Origin of the sequence: Streptomyces sp. NPDC088810, assembly GCF_044750305.1 — a bacterium.
In the GTDB taxonomy this organism is placed as follows: Bacteria; Actinomycetota; Actinomycetes; order Streptomycetales; family Streptomycetaceae; genus Streptomyces.
Window position 1 is genome coordinate 1294000 of sequence record NZ_JBIVJQ010000001.1, and the last position, 17743, is coordinate 1311742.

The 17743-nt window shown below is 71.5% G+C and carries 21 protein-coding genes and 1 pseudogene; 16 read left to right on the plus strand and 6 right to left on the minus strand.

Annotated features, from left to right (window positions below; translation table 11 throughout):
• Positions 1–36: 36 nt before the first annotated feature.
• Positions 37–777: a nucleotidyltransferase gene (locus ACIP4Y_RS05925; RefSeq protein WP_401388196.1), complete on the plus strand. Its 741-nt coding sequence runs from the start codon at positions 37–39 to the stop codon at positions 775–777.
• Position 778: 1 nt separating this feature from the next.
• On the opposite strand, the gene ACIP4Y_RS05930 is transcribed toward ACIP4Y_RS05925, so the two are convergent.
• From ACIP4Y_RS05930 to ACIP4Y_RS05945, 4 genes are read right to left on the minus strand one after another with little or no spacing between them, the layout of a single operon-like run.
• Positions 779–1789 (minus strand): heme A synthase, encoded by a 1011-nt coding sequence (locus ACIP4Y_RS05930; protein WP_401388199.1) that lies wholly within the window; start codon positions 1787–1789, stop codon positions 779–781.
• A 59-nt stretch (positions 1790–1848) separates the two neighbouring features.
• Positions 1849–2565, minus strand: coding sequence for an ABC transporter permease (locus ACIP4Y_RS05935; protein WP_401388705.1), 717 nt, complete (start codon positions 2563–2565; stop codon positions 1849–1851).
• Positions 2566–2612: 47 nt separating this feature from the next.
• The gene (locus tag ACIP4Y_RS05940; protein ID WP_401388202.1) at positions 2613–3536 is read right to left on the minus strand and encodes an ABC transporter ATP-binding protein; all 924 of its coding nucleotides are present in this window, start codon (positions 3534–3536) and stop codon (positions 2613–2615) included.
• Between the two features lie 31 nt (positions 3537–3567).
• A complete protein-coding gene (locus ACIP4Y_RS05945) occupies positions 3568–4383 on the minus strand; it encodes an aminoglycoside N(3)-acetyltransferase (protein ID WP_401388205.1) in 816 nt (271 codons plus the stop codon).
• A gap of 184 nt (positions 4384–4567) precedes the next feature.
• Between ACIP4Y_RS05945 and ACIP4Y_RS05950 the strand changes: the two genes are divergently transcribed.
• The 8 genes from ACIP4Y_RS05950 to ACIP4Y_RS05985 are packed head-to-tail and all read left to right on the plus strand — an operon-like array spanning position 4568 to position 11119.
• Positions 4568–5302: a helix-turn-helix transcriptional regulator gene (locus tag ACIP4Y_RS05950; protein ID WP_401388208.1), complete on the plus strand. Its 735-nt coding sequence runs from the start codon at positions 4568–4570 to the stop codon at positions 5300–5302.
• Positions 5299–6720, plus strand: coding sequence for a Fe-S cluster assembly protein SufB (gene sufB, locus ACIP4Y_RS05955; RefSeq protein ID WP_358639980.1), 1422 nt, complete (start codon positions 5299–5301; stop codon positions 6718–6720). Before ACIP4Y_RS05950 ends, sufB begins: the two co-directional genes overlap by 4 nt.
• 54 nt (positions 6721–6774) lie before the next feature.
• Positions 6775–7959 (plus strand): Fe-S cluster assembly protein SufD, encoded by a 1185-nt coding sequence (sufD, locus tag ACIP4Y_RS05960; protein ID WP_401388211.1) that lies wholly within the window; start codon positions 6775–6777, stop codon positions 7957–7959.
• The gene (locus ACIP4Y_RS05965; protein ID WP_358639984.1) at positions 7956–8279 is read left to right on the plus strand and encodes a non-heme iron oxygenase ferredoxin subunit; all 324 of its coding nucleotides are present in this window, start codon (positions 7956–7958) and stop codon (positions 8277–8279) included. The genes sufD and ACIP4Y_RS05965 overlap by 4 nt, the downstream gene beginning before the upstream one ends.
• 7 nt (positions 8280–8286) lie before the next feature.
• Complete coding sequence (gene sufC, locus ACIP4Y_RS05970) at positions 8287–9051, plus strand: Fe-S cluster assembly ATPase SufC (RefSeq protein WP_401388215.1); 765 nt, start codon at positions 8287–8289, stop codon at positions 9049–9051.
• Complete coding sequence (locus ACIP4Y_RS05975; RefSeq protein ID WP_401388218.1) at positions 9048–10304, plus strand: cysteine desulfurase; 1257 nt, start codon at positions 9048–9050, stop codon at positions 10302–10304. The genes sufC and ACIP4Y_RS05975 overlap by 4 nt, the downstream gene beginning before the upstream one ends.
• An 18-nt stretch (positions 10305–10322) precedes the next feature.
• Entirely contained in the window at positions 10323–10790 is a 468-nt protein-coding gene (gene sufU / locus ACIP4Y_RS05980; protein WP_401388221.1) for a Fe-S cluster assembly sulfur transfer protein SufU, read from the plus strand.
• Positions 10787–11119 (plus strand): metal-sulfur cluster assembly factor, encoded by a 333-nt coding sequence (locus ACIP4Y_RS05985; RefSeq protein WP_208031583.1) that lies wholly within the window; start codon positions 10787–10789, stop codon positions 11117–11119. Before sufU ends, ACIP4Y_RS05985 begins: the two co-directional genes overlap by 4 nt.
• 55 nt (positions 11120–11174) lie before the next feature.
• On the opposite strand, the gene ACIP4Y_RS05990 is transcribed toward ACIP4Y_RS05985, so the two are convergent.
• A complete protein-coding gene (locus ACIP4Y_RS05990; protein ID WP_401388224.1) occupies positions 11175–11912 on the minus strand; it encodes an AbfB domain-containing protein in 738 nt (245 codons plus the stop codon).
• Positions 11913–12047: 135 nt separating this feature from the next.
• Between ACIP4Y_RS05990 and ACIP4Y_RS05995 the strand changes: the two are divergent.
• From ACIP4Y_RS05995 to ACIP4Y_RS06015, 5 genes and pseudogenes are all read left to right on the plus strand, one after another.
• Positions 12048–12185 (plus strand): annotated as a pseudogene (locus ACIP4Y_RS05995) (QacE family quaternary ammonium compound efflux SMR transporter); the annotation flags it as partial.
• Positions 12185–12721, plus strand: coding sequence for a TetR/AcrR family transcriptional regulator (locus ACIP4Y_RS06000; protein WP_401388227.1), 537 nt, complete (start codon positions 12185–12187; stop codon positions 12719–12721). The pseudogene ACIP4Y_RS05995 and the gene ACIP4Y_RS06000, both read left to right, overlap by 1 nt.
• A gap of 64 nt (positions 12722–12785) precedes the next feature.
• Positions 12786–13772, plus strand: coding sequence for a 2,3,4,5-tetrahydropyridine-2,6-dicarboxylate N-succinyltransferase (gene dapD / locus ACIP4Y_RS06005; protein ID WP_358648273.1), 987 nt, complete (start codon positions 12786–12788; stop codon positions 13770–13772).
• A 180-nt stretch (positions 13773–13952) separates the two neighbouring features.
• Positions 13953–14504 (plus strand): SigE family RNA polymerase sigma factor, encoded by a 552-nt coding sequence (locus tag ACIP4Y_RS06010; protein WP_401388231.1) that lies wholly within the window; start codon positions 13953–13955, stop codon positions 14502–14504.
• Positions 14501–15745, plus strand: coding sequence for a WD40 repeat domain-containing protein (locus tag ACIP4Y_RS06015; RefSeq protein ID WP_401388234.1), 1245 nt, complete (start codon positions 14501–14503; stop codon positions 15743–15745). Before ACIP4Y_RS06010 ends, ACIP4Y_RS06015 begins: the two co-directional genes overlap by 4 nt.
• A 23-nt stretch (positions 15746–15768) precedes the next feature.
• On the opposite strand, the gene dapA is transcribed toward ACIP4Y_RS06015, so the two are convergent.
• The gene (gene dapA, locus ACIP4Y_RS06020; RefSeq protein ID WP_401388237.1) at positions 15769–16668 is read right to left on the minus strand and encodes a 4-hydroxy-tetrahydrodipicolinate synthase; all 900 of its coding nucleotides are present in this window, start codon (positions 16666–16668) and stop codon (positions 15769–15771) included.
• A 172-nt stretch (positions 16669–16840) separates the two neighbouring features.
• Here dapA and ACIP4Y_RS06025 point away from each other — a divergent pair, with 172 nt between their 5' ends.
• The gene (locus ACIP4Y_RS06025; RefSeq protein WP_401388240.1) at positions 16841–16990 is read left to right on the plus strand and encodes a hypothetical protein; all 150 of its coding nucleotides are present in this window, start codon (positions 16841–16843) and stop codon (positions 16988–16990) included.
• Positions 16987–17691, plus strand: coding sequence for a hypothetical protein (locus ACIP4Y_RS06030; RefSeq protein ID WP_401388243.1), 705 nt, complete (start codon positions 16987–16989; stop codon positions 17689–17691). The genes ACIP4Y_RS06025 and ACIP4Y_RS06030 overlap by 4 nt, the downstream gene beginning before the upstream one ends.
• Positions 17692–17743 lie beyond the last annotated feature (52 nt).

The window sequence follows — 17743 nt, forward strand, 5'->3', positions numbered from 1 at the left end:
GTGTACGGGGCGTGCCGCACTGTACAGACTGGTGCGATGCCGACCGACACGCTGCTCGACGCCTTCCTGCGCGGCCTCGTGCCCTTACGTCCCCTCGCCCTCTGGGCCCACGGCTCCCTGGCCGGCGGCGACTACCAGGAGGGGCGCAGCGACCTCGACCTCATCGCCGTCCTGCCCGGGCCGCTCGGGCCGGGACGGGCCTGGCAGGTGGCGGCCCTGCACCACCGGCTGCGCGCCGCCGGGCCGCTCGCCGCGAAGCTCCACTGCAGCTATCCGACACCGGCCACGCTGGCCGACCCCGGGCGGCGGCACCTGACCTGGGCGCACAACGGTCTGCGGCGCCGCAGCGTCACCCCCGTCACCCGGCGCGAGCTGCACGACTTCGGGCGTGTGCTGCACGGAGCGGCGCCGGACGCGCTGCTGCCGCCGGTACCGGACCGCCAGCTCGTCGACTTCGTCGTACGCGACCAGCGCGACTTCTGGCGGCCCGCGGTGGACAGGGCCCGGCTGTGGCGACAGGACATCTGGGTCGACCTCGGTCTGCTGACCTTCGCCCGGGCCACCGTGACCCTCCGCGACGGCCGGCTGATCACCAAGCGGGAGGCCCTCGCCGAACTCCCGTCCCTCGGCGCTCCCGCCGAGGTCGTCGACGACATCGCCCGACGCCGCTACGACGCCCCGGCCCCGCCCACCGACGACTGGCTCACCCACCGGGCCGGCACGACCCGAGCGTTTCTGGGGCCCGCGATCGACGCGTTGATCACCGCGTACGGGTGACTCACGCGCGCGTGCCGACCGCCACCTCGGCCGGGGGGCCCGGCAGGTCCAGGCCGGCCCCCGGGCGTTCGCGCAACGACAGCAGCACCCGCAGCACCCAGATCCACATCACGGTGGAGCCGAGCATGTGCGCGGCCACCAGCGCCTCCGGCAGGTGGGTGAAGTACTGGACGTAGCCCACGGCTCCCTGGCACAGCAGGATCACGAACAGCTCCCGCGTCCGCGCCAGGGGGCCGGGCGGGGCGTCGACCGCCTTCAGGACGAACCACAGGGCGAACGTCAGCGTCACGACGATCCAGGCGAGCACCGCGTGCAGCTTGGAGACCGTCTCCCAGTCGATCGGGATGCGCTCGACCTCGCTGGAGTCGCCGGCGTGCGGACCGGCCCCGGTCACCACCGTGCCGACCGCGATGAGCAGCACGGACGCGGCCACCAGGAACCACACCAGCTGCTGCACCGCCGTGCCGACCAGCGGACGCGGCGCCCCGTCGCCCTCCCGGGTGCGCTGCCACATCACGGTCGCGATGGCGATCAGCGCCGTGGAGAGCAGGAAGTGCGCGGCGACCGTGTACGGGTTGAGGCCGACCAGGACGACGATGCCACCGAGCACCGCGTTGCCCATGACCACCCAGAACTGGGCCCAGCCCAGCCGGGTCAGGCTGCGCCGCCACGGCTTCTCGGACCGGACCGCGATGATCGCCCAGCCGACGGCCGCGCACAGCACGTACGTCAGCATGCGGTTGCCGAACTCGATGACCCCGTGAAAGCCCATGGCCCGGGTGGTGGTCAGCGAGTCGTCGGTGCAGGTGGGCCAGGTCGGGCAGCCGAGGCCCGAGCCGGTGAGGCGGACGGCGCCGCCGGTGACGACGATGACGACCGACATCACGAGCGCGGCGAGCGCAGCCCGCCGGACGGTCCGGGGGTCCGGGGTCCAGCGGTCGGCGATGAAGGCGAGCGGGTTGCGCAGGGCGGCTTGGGCGTCGGCGCGGTTCAGCTGGGGCACGCGCACCATGGTAGGCCGCCGCTTGTGCACGCGTTCACGAGGGTCGCCCTCCGGGGGTGCGGCGCTGGTCACTCCCAGCGGAAGAACTTCCCGGCAGCGGCCAGTCCGGCCACCGCCCAGACGGCGAGGATCCCCAGGTCGGCCCAGGGCGTGCCGGCACCGTGCTGAAGCACGTCCCGCAGGCCGTCCGACAGGGCGGAGATCGGCAGCAGACCGAGCACGTGCTGCCCCGTCGAGCCGAACTTCTCCAGCGGCACGATGACCCCGCCGCCCACGAGGAGCAGCAGGAAGACCAGATTGGCCGCGGCCAGCGTGGCCTCGGCCTTGAGCGTGCCCGCCATCAGCAGGCCGAGCCCGGAGAAGGCGGCCGTGCCCAGGAGCAGCAGGAGCAGGACGGCCGCCGGGTTGCCGTGCGGCGACCAGCCCAGCGCGAAGGCGATGACGGTCAGCAGGGCGACCTGGAGGATCTCCGTGACCAGGACGGACACCGTCTTGGCGGTCATCAGGCCCCAGCGGGGCAGTGGCGAGGAGGCCAGCCGCTTCAGCACGCCGTAGCGGCGCTCGAAGCCGGTGGCGATGGCCTGGCCGGTGAACGCCGTCGACATCACGGCCAGCGCCAGGATGCCGGGGGCGAGGAAGTCGACGGCCGCACCCTTGCCGGTGTCCACGATGTCGACCGAGCTGAAGAGGACCAGCAGCAGGGTCGGGATGACCACCGTCAGCAGCAGCTGCTCGCCGTTGCGCAGCAGCATTCTGGTCTCCAGGGCCGCCTGCGCCGCGATCATGCGGGGCAGCGGCGCGGCACCCGGCTTCGGGGTGTACGTACCAACGGTCACGAGCGCAGCTCCTTGCCGGTCAGCTCCAGAAAGACGTCCTCCAGGGTGTGCCGCTCCACCGAGATCCGGTCCGGCATCACCCCGTGCTGGGCGCACCAGGAGGTGACCGTGGCCAGCAGCTGGGGGTCGATCTTGCCGACGACCCGGTAGGAGCCCGGGGTCAGCTCGGCGGCCGTGCAGTCGGCGGGGAGCGCCTTGAGCAGGGAGCCGACGTCGAGGCCGGGGCGGCCGGAGAAGCGCAGGGTGTTCTCGGCGCCGCCCTTGCACAGCTCCTCCGGGGAACCCTGGGCGATGACCCGGCCGCCGTCGATGATCGCGACGTCGTCGGCGAGCTGCTCGGCCTCGTCCATGTGGTGCGTGGTGAGGATCACCGAGACGCCGTCGGCCCGCAGGTCCCTGACCAGGTCCCAGGTGGCGCGGCGGGCCTGCGGGTCGAGGCCGGCGGTCGGCTCGTCCAGGAAGACCAGTTCCGGGCGGCCCACGACGGCCATGGCGAGCGCGAGCCGCTGCTGCTGGCCGCCGGAGAGTCGCCGGTAGCTGGTCCGGCCGCAGGAGCCGAGGCCGAGGCGTTCGACGAGGGCGTCGACGTCCAGCGGGTGCGCGTGCAGCTTCGCGACGTGCCGCAGCATCTCGCCGGCGCGGGCGCCCGAGTAGACACCGCCGGACTGGAGCATCACGCCGATGCGGGGCCGCAGCTCGGCGGAGTCGCGGACGGGGTCGAGGCCCAGGACGCGCACCGTGCCGGAGTCCGGCTTCCGGTACCCCTCGCAGGTCTCGACCGTGGTCGTCTTCCCCGCTCCGTTGGGGCCGAGTACGGCGGTCACGCCCGCTTCGGCCACCAGGTCGAGGCCGTCCACCGCGGTCTTCGGGCCGTACCGCTTCACCAGGGCCTGGATTTGGACCACGGGCTCACTTCGCATGGCACCAGAGTCTAGGGAGACCGCTTGCCCCTCAGGCGTGGGGGTGGCCGAAGTCCTCCGCACGGGGCCGGTGCAGCGGCAGCCACCGTTCGGCGTAGGCCACGGCGTCCGCCAGCGGGAACAGCCGGACGTCCGCCGCGCCCACCGTGCCGCGTACGACGGGCCGGTCCCGTTCGTAGTCGTGCCCCAGCTCGTCGAACCGGTCGGAGGTGATCGAGACCTCGACTACGGTCTCCCAGCCGCCGCCCGGAGCGGGCCGGCCGACCTCCACGCGGGGCGCGGGTATCCGGTACTCGGCGAGGTGGAAGGCGGTGCAGGCCGCGTAGCCCGCGCCGAGCAGCAGCACCCGGGCGCCCAGCTTCTCCAGCCGGGCCAGGGGGCTCTGCTCCCCGAGCCGGCAGTCGGGGGCGTGGCCCTCGGTGATCTCCCCAGCGCGCGGGCCGAGCGCGGCGAAGGAGGTCTGCGGGTGCGCGCTGCGCAGGGCGCCGGGCCAGGTGCGCACGGTCTCGGGAATGACGCCGACCCCGCGCGAAGGGGTGATCAGGGGGTCGTACGGGGGCATGGTGGCGCGGATCCGGTCCCACCATTGCGCGGGCACCGGCGGATTCCCCCAAACGGCCGGATCGGACTGGTCGCCGGTCTGGGTGGGGACGACGAGCGTGCCGGAGGGGCCCAGCGCGTCGAGGAGGGCCTGGACGACGGCGACCGCGCCGCCGTTCACCCAGCCGAGGGAGCTGAGCGAGGAATGCACGAGGAGGGTCTCGCCAGTCTCGACACCGAGCAGACGCAAGCCGGCCGCGAGGGTGTCGCGGGTGACAAGAGGGCCGGTCGGAGGGGGTGCGGACATGGTTCGGAGTCTTCCCGACGGGGCGGCGGGGCGCTACCGAAATCGGCTGCGGAGAGACCGGGAAACGATCGATCAAAAGATCGTTTCCCCAGGTCGGATTAGGTATGCCTAAGTGACGCAGGGCACCGTCCGGTGATCCGGACGGCGCTTGTCAGGCTTCGCGGAATTACGCAACAATGGCGTTGTGAAAAACGTCGGCGAGGCTCGGGAGACCCCCACGGGTGCCCCCCAGGAGGAGCTAGCGACCGGTGAGCGCTCCACGCGCAACCGGGTCGCGCGGTCCATCCTGGACCACGGTCCGTCGACCGTCGCCGAACTCGCCGGCCGGCTGGGACTCACCCAGGCGGCCGTCCGGCGTCACCTGGACGCGCTGGTCGCCGACGACGTCGTGGAGGCCCGCGAACAGCGGGTGTACGGCACGCGCACGCGCGGCCGCCCCGCCAAGGTCTTCGCGCTCACGGACTGCGGCCGGGACGCCTTCGACCAGTCGTACGACAAGCTCGCCGCGGACGCGCTGCGCTGGATCGCCGAGCGGGAGGGCGGCCCCGAGGCGGTCGCCGCCTTCGCCCGCGCCCGGATCGCCGCCCAGGCGAGCGCGTACCGCAAGGCGATCGAGACCGTGACGCCCGACAAACGCGCCGAAGCGCTGGCCAAGGCCTTGAGTGTCGACGGGTACGCTGCTACGGCGCGCAGCGCACCGGTCGGCGAGCAGCTCTGCCAGCACCACTGCCCGGTCGCCCACGTCGCGGAACAGTTCCCGCAGCTGTGCGAGGCGGAGACGGAGATCTTCGCCGAGCTGCTGGGAACCCACGTTCAGCGACTGGCGACCATCGCGCACGGCGACGGCGTCTGCACGACGTTCATCCCCAAGATTTCCACTGACGCACCTGCAAGCACGGCCGGGAGGAACCCCGCATGACTCTCCCCACGGAGACTGCCCACCCCGAACTCGAGGGCCTGGGCAAGTACGAATACGGCTGGGCCGACTCCGACGTGGCCGGTGCCTCTGCCAGGCGCGGCCTCAACGAGGACGTCGTCCGCGACATCTCGGGCAAGAAGTCCGAGCCGGAGTGGATGACCAAGCTGCGCCTGAAGGGCCTGAAGCTCTTCGAGAAGAAGCCGATGCCGAACTGGGGATCCGACCTCTCGGGCATCGACTTCGACAACATCAAGTACTTCGTGCGCTCCACGGAGAAGCAGGCGGAGTCCTGGGAGGACCTGCCCGAGGACATCAAGAACACCTACGACAAGCTGGGCATCCCGGAGGCCGAGAAGCAGCGCCTCGTCGCCGGTGTCGCCGCCCAGTACGAGTCGGAGGTCGTCTACCACCAGATCCGCGAGGACCTGGAGGAGCAGGGCGTCATCTTCCTCGACACCGACACCGCGCTGAAGGAGCACCCGGAGCTCTTCAAGGAGTACTTCGGCACGGTCATCCCGGCCGGTGACAACAAGTTCGCCGCGCTGAACACCGCCGTGTGGTCCGGCGGCTCCTTCATCTACGTCCCGCCGGGCGTGCACGTCGAGATCCCGCTCCAGGCCTACTTCCGCATCAACACGGAGAACATGGGCCAGTTCGAGCGGACCCTGATCATCGTCGACGAGGGTGCCTACGTGCACTACGTCGAGGGTTGTACGGCCCCGATCTACAAGTCGGACTCGCTGCACTCGGCGGTCGTCGAGATCATCGTCAAGAAGAACGCCCGCTGCCGCTACACGACCATCCAGAACTGGTCGAACAACGTCTACAACCTGGTCACCAAGCGCGCCGTGGCCTACGAGGGCGCGACCATGGAGTGGATCGACGGCAACATCGGCTCCAAGGTGACGATGAAGTACCCGGCCGTCTACCTGATGGGCGAGCACGCCAAGGGCGAGACCCTGTCCATCGCCTTCGCGGGCGAGGGGCAGCACCAGGACGCCGGTTCCAAGATGGTCCACATGGCGCCGAACACGTCCTCCAACATCGTCTCGAAGTCCGTGGCGCGTGGTGGCGGCCGTACCTCCTACCGTGGTCTGGTGGAGATCGGCGAGGGCGCCCACGGCTCGAAGTCGAACGTGCTGTGCGACGCGCTGCTCGTCGACACCATCTCCCGCTCCGACACGTACCCCTACGTGGACGTCCGTGAGGACGACGTGTCCATGGGCCACGAGGCGACCGTCTCCAAGGTCTCCGAGGACCAGCTCTTCTACCTGATGAGCCGCGGTCTGAGCGAGTTCGAGGCGATGGCGATGATCGTGCGCGGCTTCGTCGAGCCGATCGCCAAGGAGCTGCCCATGGAGTACGCCCTCGAACTCAACCGGCTGATCGAGCTGCAGATGGAAGGCGCGGTCGGCTAACCCGCCCCATCGGTCAGCACACGTCTTACTCACAGAGAGAGCACTACGACAGCCATGGCTGAGGCTCAGAACATCCCGGTGGGCTCCACCACCGCCGGCCAGATCGCGGTGGCCGCCGAGTCGACCGTCGCCACGCGCATGAGCGCGCCCCCGTCCTTCGACGTGGCGGACTTCCCCGTCCCCCACGGCCGCGAGGAGGAGTGGCGGTTCACGCCGCTGGAGCGGCTGCGCGGGCTGCACGACGGCACGGCGGTCGCGACCGGCGACGGTGTGAAGGTGGACGTCCAGGCCCCCGAGGGCGTGACCGTCGAGACCGTGGGCCGCGACGACGCGCGGCTGGGCAAGGCGGGCACCCCGGTGGACCGCGTCGCCGCCCAGGCGTACTCGGCGTTCGAGAAGGCCGGCGTGGTCACCGTCCCCAAGGAGACGGTGCTCACCGAGCCGATCCGCATCGCCGTGCACGGCGAGGGCGGGGTCGCCTACGGCCACCAGGTCGTCGAGCTCGGAGCCTTCGCCGAGGCCGTCGTCGTCATCGACCACACCGGTGACGCCGTCCTCGCCGCCAACGTCGACTACATCCTGGGCGACGGCGCCAAGCTGACCGTCGTCTCCGTCCAGGACTGGGACGACAAGGCCGTCCACGTCGGCCAGCACAACGCGCTGATCGGCCGGGACGCCACCCTCAAGTCGTTCGTGGTCACCTTCGGTGGCGACCTCGTACGCCTCCACCCGCGCGTCGCCTACGCCGGCACCGGCGGCGAGGCCGAGCTCTTCGGCCTGTACTTCACCGACGCCGGCCAGCACCAGGAGCACCGCCTGCTGGTCGACCACAACACCCCGCACTGCAAGTCGAACGTGGCCTACAAGGGCGCGCTCCAGGGCGACAACGCCCACGCGGTGTGGATCGGCGACGTGCTCATCGAGGCCAAGGCCGAGGGCACCGACACGTACGAGATGAACCGCAACCTGGTCCTCACCGACGGCGCCCGGGTCGACTCGGTGCCGAACCTGGAGATCGAGACCGGCGAGATCGTCGGCGCCGGCCACGCCTCCGCCACCGGCCGCTTCGACGACGAGCAGCTCTTCTACCTGATGGCCCGAGGCATCCCGGAGTACGAGGCCCGCCGCCTCGTCGTCCGCGGCTTCTTCGCGGAACTGGTCCAGCAGATCGGCGTCGCGGACATCGAGGAGCGTCTGATCGCCAGGATCGACGAAGAGCTGGAGGCGTCGGTCGCATGAGCGGCGCATTCGTACGCGCCTGTGGGCTGAGCGAGCTGGAGGAGGACACCCCGAAGCGGGTGGAACTCGACGGCACGCCGGTCTCGGTCGTGAAGACCGAGGGCGAGGTGTTCGCGATCCACGACATCTGCTCGCACGCGAACGTCTCCCTCTCCGAGGGCGAGGTGGAGGACTGCCAGATCGAGTGCTGGCTGCACGGCTCCAGCTTCGACCTGCGCACCGGTAAGCCGTCCGGCCTCCCCGCGACGCGCCCCGTCCCCGTATACCCCGTAAAGATCGAAGGGGACGACGTTCTCGTCTCCCTCACCCAGGAGTCCTGAGGCACCCATGGCAACGCTTGAAATCCGAGACCTGCACGTCACCGTCGAGGCCGACAACGCCACGAAGGAGATCCTCAAGGGCGTCGACCTCACCGTGAAGCAGGGGGAGACGCACGCCATCATGGGCCCCAACGGCTCCGGCAAGTCGACCCTCGCCTACTCGCTCGCGGGTCACCCGAAGTACACGATCACGGGCGGCACCGTGCTGCTCGACGGCGAGGACGTCCTGGAGATGTCCGTCGACGAGCGCGCCCGCGCGGGCCTGTTCCTGGCGATGCAGTACCCGGTCGAGGTCCCCGGCGTCTCGGTCTCCAACTTCCTGCGCACCTCCGCCACCGCCATCCGCGGCGAGGCCCCCAAGCTGCGCACCTGGGTGAAGGAGGTCAAGGAGGCCATGGAGCGCCTCAACATGGACCCGTCCTTCGCCGAGCGCAACGTGAACGAGGGCTTCTCCGGCGGTGAGAAGAAGCGCCACGAGATCCTCCAGCTGGAGCTGCTCAGGCCGAAGGTCGCGATCCTGGACGAGACCGACTCCGGCCTGGACGTCGACGCGCTCCGCATCGTCTCCGAGGGCGTCAACCGCGTCCGTGAGACCGGCGAGGTCGGCACCCTGCTGATCACGCACTACACGCGCATCCTGCGCTACATCAAGCCCGACTTCGTCCACGTCTTCTCCGCCGGCCGGATCGTTGAGTCCGGCGGTGCCGAGCTCGCCGACAAGCTGGAGGACGAGGGCTACGAGGCATACACGAAGGGTGGCGCATCCGCGTGACACAGCTGCCGGGCCTCCTCGACACCGAGGCGATCCGCAAGGACTTCCCCGTCCTGGACCGGCTGGTCCACGACGGCAAGAAGCTCGTGTACCTGGACAACGCGGCGACCTCCCAGAAGCCGCGCCAGGTGCTGGACGCCCTGAGCGAGTACTACGAGCGCTACAACGCCAACGTCCACCGCGGTGTGCATGTGCTCGCCGAGGAGGCCACGGCGCTGTACGAGGGCGCGCGCGACAAGGTCGCCGCGTTCATCAACGCGCCGAGCCGCGACGAGGTGATCTTCACCAAGAACGCCTCCGAGTCGCTGAACCTCGTGGCGAACATGCTGGGCTGGGCCGACGAGCCCTACCGGGTGGACCATGAGACCGAGATCGTCATCACGGAGATGGAGCACCACTCCAACATCGTGCCGTGGCAGCTGCTGGCGCAGCGCACGGGTGCGAAGCTGAAGTGGTTCGGTCTCACCGACGACGGCCGGCTGGACCTGTCCAACATCGACGAGGTCATCACCGAGAAGACGAAGATCGTCTCCTTCGTGCTGGTGTCGAACATCCTGGGCACGGTCAACCCGGTCGAGACGATCATCCGCCGCGCCCAGGAGGTCGGCGCCCTCGTCTGCATCGACGCCTCCCAGGCCGCCCCGCACATGCCGCTGGACGTGCAGGCCCTGCAGGCCGACTTCGTGGCCTTCACCGGTCACAAGATGTGCGGCCCGACCGGCATCGGCGTCCTGTGGGGCCGCCAGGAGCTGCTGGAGGACCTGCCGCCGTTCCTCGGCGGCGGCGAGATGATCGAGACGGTCTCGATGCACTCGTCCACCTATGCGCCGGCGCCGCACAAGTTCGAGGCGGGCACGCCTCCGATCGCCCAGGCGGTCGGCCTCGGCGCGGCGATCGACTACCTCCAGTCGATCGGCATGGACAGGATCCTCGCCCATGAGCACGCGCTGACGGAGTACGCGGTGCAGCGCCTGGCCGAGGTCCCGGACCTGCGGATCATCGGTCCGACGACGGCCGAGGACCGCGGGGCGGCGATCTCCTTCACCCTCGGGGACATCCACCCGCACGACGTGGGCCAGGTCCTCGACGAGCAGGGCATCGCGGTCCGCGTCGGCCACCACTGCGCCCGTCCGGTCTGCCTCCGCTACGGAATTCCTGCGACCACGCGAGCGTCGTTCTATCTGTACTCCACGCCGGCCGAGATCGACGCACTGGTCGAGGGGCTGGAGCACGTACGGAACTTCTTCGGCTGAGAGGCGTGAGCTGAAACCGTGAAGCTGGACTCGATGTACCAGGACGTCATCCTGGACCACTACAAGAACCCGCACGGGCGGGGCTTGCGGGATGGCGACGCCGAGGTGCACCACGTGAACCCGACGTGCGGCGACGAGATCACCCTGCGCGTGAAGTACGACGGCACGACGATCGAGGACGTCTCCTACGAGGGCCAGGGCTGCTCCATCAGCCAGGCCTCCGCCTCCGTGCTGAACGAGCTGCTGGTCGGCAAGGACCTCGCCGAGGCGCGGAAGATCCAGGAGACCTTCCTGGAGCTGATGCAGTCCAAGGGCAAGATCGAGCCCGACGACGCGATGGAGGAGGTCCTGGAGGACGCGGTCGCGTTCGCCGGTGTCTCCAAGTACCCCGCGCGGGTCAAGTGCGCCCTCCTGAGCTGGATGGCGTGGAAGGACGCGACGGCCCAGGCGCTGGGTGGCGCCGAAGCCGAAAGGAAGACCGCATGAGCGACACCGTCGAGATGAAGCCGGCCTCGGAGGAGGAGCTCCGCGAGGCCCTGATGGACGTCGTCGACCCCGAGCTGGGCATCGACGTCGTCAACCTCGGCCTGATCTACGGCATCCACATCGACGACTCCAACGTCGCGACCGTGGACATGACCCTGACCTCGGCGGCCTGCCCGCTGACGGACGTCATCGAGGACCAGGCCAAGTCCGCCACCGACGGCCTGGTCAACGAGCTGCGCATCAACTGGGTCTGGATGCCGCCGTGGGGCCCGGACAAGATCACGGACGACGGCCGCGAACAGCTGCGGGCGCTCGGGTTCAACGTCTGATCCCACCGTGTGCGGAAAGCGGCGGCACCTGCCGGGTGCCGCCGCTTCCGTGTGTTCAGGCCAGCCCGTCCACCAGCAGGAAGGCCGAGTCGGACCGGTAGAGACCGGTGTTCTGGTACGGGTCCAGTTTCAGCTGGAAGTTCCGGTGGCGCAGGAAGCGGCCGGGGTAGTTGACCGACTCCAGCATCACGGCGCCGGGGGAGGCGGAGGGGCGGGGGCAGAACGTGGCGTCCTGCTGGAACAGGGGCGTGCCGTCCGCGGGTTCGGCGCGGAGCAGGAAGCTGCGGTGGCGCAGGTAGCCGCCGTCGGCCGTGGTGAAGGAGTAACAGCGGGCGTCGGCAAGGCCCTTGACGCGCGTGAAGGTGGCGGCGCGGCGGTCCGCGGCCGAGCTGACGGGGTCGAGCTTCACCAGGCCGTCGCTGATGTGCCAGTAGCGGTCGGGGTAGTTGAGGGAGCGGACGGACGTCCCGCGCTCCGCCGCACGGGGCGAACTGGTCCTGGGTGACGGCGACTTGGCCGGCGTGTGCTTCGGGTGGGCGGGGGACTCGGGGGCGGAGGGCGGGGGCGGGGCCGTGCGGTTCCTCGCGGGAGCCGGTGTGTTCGCCGGCGGGGTGGACGGGGAGGCGAAGGAGAGCAGACCGGGGCCGTTGTCGGGCGGCGTCGCCGGGGCGGTGGCCTTCGTCTCCGTGGGCCGGTCGTTCAGGGCGGTCACGGTCACGCAGGCGGCGGCGACTGCCAGGGCCAGTGCGGCGGCCAGCCCGAGTCTTCGGGTGCGGGGGGTGGTTTCGGACACGGGCCCGCACAGTAGTGGAGCCGGGGCCGCCTGCGAGCGGTTTCTATGAAAGTGAAACTTTCTCGTTGTGTACGGCCGTACGCAGCCGTTGTGTACGCTCGTACACATGGGATACCTGCTGCTCGCCGGCGCCAGTCCGGTGTGGGCACCGCGACCATCGCCGTCCTCGGCCTGCTGCTGTTCGGCGAGGGGCTGAACCCGGCGAAGGCCGCCGGGATCCTGCTGATCATCGGGGGAGTCGTGGTGCTGGACCTGGGCGGAGCGGCGCACTGATGCCCCGCCGGTACGACCCCGAGCGCCGGCAGCGGATCATCGACGCGGCGATCCGCGTGGTCGGCCGGGACGGCATCGCCGGGCTGAGCCACCGCACGGTCGCCGCCGAGGCGGACGTACCGCTCGGCTCCACGACGTACCACTTCGCCACCCTGGAGGAACTGCTGGTGGCAGCGCTGCGGCAGTCGAACGAGGGGTTCGGCGGGGTGCTGGCCGAGCTGCTGCCGGAGGGCGGCGGCGGGGGCGACCTCGCCGCCGACCTCGCCCGGGCGCTCGGGGAGTGGCTGGCGGGCGAGCGCACCGGCGTGGAGCTGGAGTACGAGCTGTACCTGGCGGCGCTGCGCCGCCCCGCGCTGCGTCCCGTCGCCGCCGAGTGGACCGAGCGGGCGGCGGCGCTGCTGGCCCGCCGCACGGACCCGGTCACCGCGCGCGCCCTGCTCGCGCTGATGGACGGCATCTGCCTCCAGGTGCTGCTGACGGGCGGTTCCTACGACGAGGAGTACGCGCGCGCCGCACTGGCTCGGCTGATCCCCTGAACCGGCGCCCGGCACGTGAGACGCGGTTCGCCCTCACCACCCCGCCCACGTTAGGTTTTCTTCCATGACCGACTCTGCAACCCGTACCACCGGCGCCGTCGCCGCCGGCCTCGCCACGATCGCCTCCGACGGCACCGTTCTCGACACCTGGTTCCCGGCCCCCGAGCTGGTCGAGGCGCCGGGCCCGGCCGGCACCGAGCGGCTGACCGCCGAGCAGGCGGCCCAGCTGCTGGGCGGCGGCGCGACCGCGGCGATCGGCCCGGACGCCCGCCGGGGCGTCGAGGTGGTCGCGGTCCGCACGGTCATCGCCTCGCTGGACGAGAAGCCGATCGACGCGCACGACGTCTACCTGCGCCTGCACCTGCTCTCGCACCGCCTGGTCAAGCCGCACGGCCAGAACCTGGACGGCATCTTCGGCCACCTCGCCAACGTCGCCTGGACCTCGCTCGGCCCGGTCGCCGTGGACGACATCGAAAAGGTGCGCCTGAACGCCCGCGCCGAGGGCCTGCACCTCCAGGTGACCTCGATCGACAAGTTCCCGCGCATGACGGACTACGTCGCCCCCAAGGGCGTGCGCATCGCCGACGCCGACCGGGTCCGCCTCGGCGCGCACCTCGCGGCCGGCACCACGGTCATGCACGAGGGCTTCGTCAACTTCAACGCCGGCACGCTCGGCACCTCCATGGTCGAGGGCCGGATCTCCGCGGGTGTCGTCGTCGGCGACGGCTCCGACATCGGCGGCGGCGCCTCCACCATGGGCACCCTGTCCGGCGGCGGCAACGTGATCATCTCCATCGGGGAGCGCTGCCTGGTCGGCGCCGAGGCGGGCGTCGGCATCGCGCTCGGCGACGAGTGCGTGGTCGAGGCGGGCCTGTACATCACCGCGGGCACCCGCGTCACCATGCCCGACGGCCAGATCGTCAAGGCCCGCGAGCTGAACGGCGCCTCGAACATCCTCTTCCGCCGCAACTCGGTCACCGGCACGGTCGAGGCCCGCCCGAACAACGCGGTCTGGGGCGGCCTGAACGACATCCTGCACAGCCACAACTGACGTATCCGGCACGTCCGAAGCGCCCTTCACCTCACGGTGAAGGGCGCTTCTTCGTCGGTCGCACGGTCGGCGGCCCGGATTTCTTTCCGGGGGCAGGCATAGCGACGCTCCGGTGGGCGCGTCAGGAGGGGTGCGGGGGCCGGAGGTTCGGGTGCGGCCCGGGGAAAAGAGAAGGTGACGATGGATGCCGAAGCGCAGGAGAGTTTCCGGGAGTTCGTGGCCGGGAGGTCGACCGCGCTGCTGAGGACCGCCGTGCTGCTGTCCGGCGGCGACCGGCACGCCGCCGAGGACCTGTTGCAGAACGCGCTGGTCAAGGCGGCCGGCCGGTGGCAGCGGATCGACGAGCCCGAGGCGTACGTCCGGCAGGTCCTGTACCGGCAGCAGATCAGCCGCTGGCGGCTGAAGTGGCGGCGGCGCGAGGTCACCGTGGCCGAGCCGCCGGAGCCCGGCCGGGTCCCGGACGCCGCGGGCGCCGCCGAGCTGCGGCTGGTGCTGCGCACGGCCCTGTCCCGGCTCACCGCCCGCCAGCGGACCATGCTGGTGCTGCGCTACTTCGAGGACCTGCCGGAGGCCGAGGTGGCCCGCATCCTGGGCTGCTCCGTGGGCACCGTACGGTCCACCACCCACCGCTCGCTGGCCAGGCTCCGCGAGCTGGCGCCCGAGCTGGCGGCGGTGGATCCCCGGCCGCAGCAGCCGTCCCGTGACTTCTCGCCCGTGGAGGTGCGTCCGTGAACGTGGAGGAACTCGTGCGCGAGGCGCTGCGGGAGCAGGCCGACCGGGAGCCGCCGGTGCCGGCGGGGTTCGCCGACCGGGTGCTCGGGGTGCGCCGGCGCCGCCGTACCCGCAGGCTGGCCTCGGTCGCCGCGGCCACCGCCGCCGTGGTCGCGATCGCCGTCGGGGTGCCGCTGCTGGACTTTGGCCACAAGGCCGATGTACGGCCGTCCGGGGTGCTGGACTCCGGCGGTGTCCGGGCCCACCCGGACCAGTCGCCGCCGCGCGAGCTGATCGGAGCCGGGGACGCGGTGCTGGCCGCCTACTACACCGCGGAGGCGAAGCGGCTGACCGGGAACCGGGCCGTCTGGGCGCGCACCTACTGGCTGCTCGACCCGGGGAGCGGAAAGTACGAGAAGGACTCCCGCTGGTCCTTCGTCGCCGTCGCTCCCGGCCTGAAGACCGCCGCCGTGCTGGAGCGGGACCTGCCCGCGCACCGGATCGGCCTGCTCGACCTCGCGACGGGGGAGGTCGAGCGGTGGATCCCGGTCCGGCACGGCGTCGGCGGGCTCGCGTTCTCGTCCGACGGCACGAGGCTCGTCGCGACGACGTACGACGAGAACCCCGATCTGCGGACCAGGGAAAAGGTGCACACCACCGACGGCAGGGCCGCGTGGATGTGGGCGGCCCGGTTCGGACAGTCCAGCCGGTCGGGGTTCTACGACCTCGACGTGGCCTCCGGCACGGGCTCCTGGAGCCGGGTGGCACCCGACCGCGACAGCGCCTCGCGCGCGGACTTCGCCTTCAGCCGCACCGGCGGGCTCGTGTACGCGCAGTACATCGGCGGCCGGGACGGCCTGCAGCAGTTCTACGACCTCCAGGGCAACAAGGTCGCCGCGCCCGCGGACGAGCAGCACCTGCGGTCGGACGTCCCCGCGCGGCTGTCCCCGAGCGGCAGGCTCGCCGCCCTCGGCCTGACGAAGGAGGTCGCCGGCTCGCCCGGCAGGTCCTACTCCTCCGTCCGTGATCCCCGTACGGGCAAGGAGATCACCAAGGTCCGCGGAGGCCACCTGCTCGTCTGGGCCGACGACAGGCACCTGATCGCCTGGGAACGGGTGACGAGCCTGGAGGAGGAGTACCGCCCCCGGCTCGTGCTGGTCACGCTCGGCAGCGACAAGGTCGTACCGCTCAGCGGCGTCCAGGAGCCGGCCGGGGCCGCCGAGCCGCGGCAGCCGTGGGAGCCCGTCTTCACCCGCCGCTGACGCCGGTCCCGGTCCGCCGCGGATCAGCCCGCGGCGAGCGCCTCGTACACCGTCACCAGCCCGTCGGCCGTCTCCCGGCCGGCGGGCAGCAGCGGTGCGCGGACCGGTCCCGCGGGCAGACCGAGGCGGGCCAGCAGGGCCTTCGCGGTGACCGTGCCGGGCAGGCCCGCGTCCATCATCGCCTCGGTCAACGGCGTGAGGGCCAGCTGGAGTGCGGCCGCCCGGTCGGTGTCGCCGGCGTCGAACGCGGCCAGGATCGCGGCGACCCGGTCCGGCACGGCGTTCGCGACCGTGCTCACACAGCCCGCCGCGCCGACCGCGTACAGCGCCAGTATGTGCTCGTCGCAGCCCGCGTAGTACGCCAACTCCGTCCGTGCAAGCACCTTCTGCGTGCCGAGGAAGTCGTAGGAGCAGTCCTTGACGGCCACGATCCGTGGGTGCCGGGCGAGCCGGATCATCGTGTCCGGTGCGATCCGGGTGCCGGTGCGGCCCGGGATGTCGTAGAGCATCACCGGCAGCTCGCTCGCGTCGGCGATCTCCAGGAAGTGGGCGGCCACCGCCTCCTGCGGGGGCCGGCTGTAGTACGGCGTCACCACCAGGACGCCGTCGGCGCCCGCCTTCGCGGCCGCGAGCGCCAGCTCCACCGTGTGCCGGGTGTCGGACGTGCCCACGCCCGCGACCAGCGCGGCCCGGTCGCCGACCGCCTCCCGTACGGCCGCGACCAGCCGGGCCTTCTCCTCGTCGGTGGTGGTGGGCGACTCGCCCGTGGTGCCGCTGAGGACCAGGCCGTCGCAGCCCTGCGCCACCAGGTGCGCGGCCAGCCGCCGGGCGCCGTCCAGGTCGAGGGCGCCCGCCTCGGTGAACGGCGTGATCATGGCGCAGAGCGTGCGGCCGAAGGGAGCGGCCTTGCGGGTATTCGTCATGGGAGTAGTCTCGGCGCGCCCCTTGGTGAAGCTCCACTTAATTTTCCTACGAGACATCACTAAGATTCACTAATCTTTTGTAGGGGATGCGGCCGGAGGCCCTATGTCCAACTCGGCACCCGATGGGTCACTATGGCCGGAGGGTCACCGACGTCAGGTCATGGGAGGCGCCATGAAGCTGGGCAAGGCACTGGCCACCGGGGTCGCCGAGGAGCGACCGCTCGCCCACCTCGTGCCCGAGGAGGAGCCGCGAAGCACCGAGGAGACCCTCCGCACGCAGGCGGCGGAGCCGGCCCGCGAAGAGGTCCCGGCCGCCCGATGAGGCTGCGGCTCCCGGCGGAACGCCCGACGGAGCCGCCGACCGGCTACAAGATCGCCCACCCGGTGGTGTCCCAGGACGGCACCCGGGCCGGGTTCACCGGTGTGTCGCTCGGCGGCGCGCTGCCGTACGCCGTCCTCGACGACGCCTCCTGCGTCTACGGCCTGCGGCACCGCCCGCCCGCGCGCCGGTGCGACTGCGGCTTCCACTGCGTGCACGACCGGGCCGCCGCCGAGGCGCTGCTGTGCACCGCCGAACACCGCGCGGCCGTCCTGCTGGAGGTCTCCGTCCTCGGCGCCTACATCCGCTTCGAACGCGGCTACCGCTACGCCCGGCAGCGGGTGCGCACGGTCACGGCCGGCCCCTGCGGCTGCGGCGCCGGCGCCGTCGCCCTGGCCGACGCCGGCTGGGGCCGGCCCGGCTGGCGGGCACTGGCCCCCGCCTGCGCGGGCTGCCTGCGCGGGCGTCCGTCCGTCTCGCTCGCCGGGTTCGCCCGGCTGGCCGGGCAGGGCCTGCGCGTGCTCGCGGGTGCCGTGGGTACGGGCGGTCCGCCGGGCCCTGACACCGAGTTGACGCCCGCCGCCGAGCTGGGCGTCCCCGAACTCGTCGCCGAGGCAGCCCTGTTGCAGGCGCGCCTCGACTGGTTCCAGTCCCAACTCGCGCGCCTCGGCGACCGCGGGACCGGAGGCGCCGGACAGGGGTGAGGACCCTCGGTCCGGGTACCCGGACGTTCCGCACAGAGAGGAGGCGGAACGC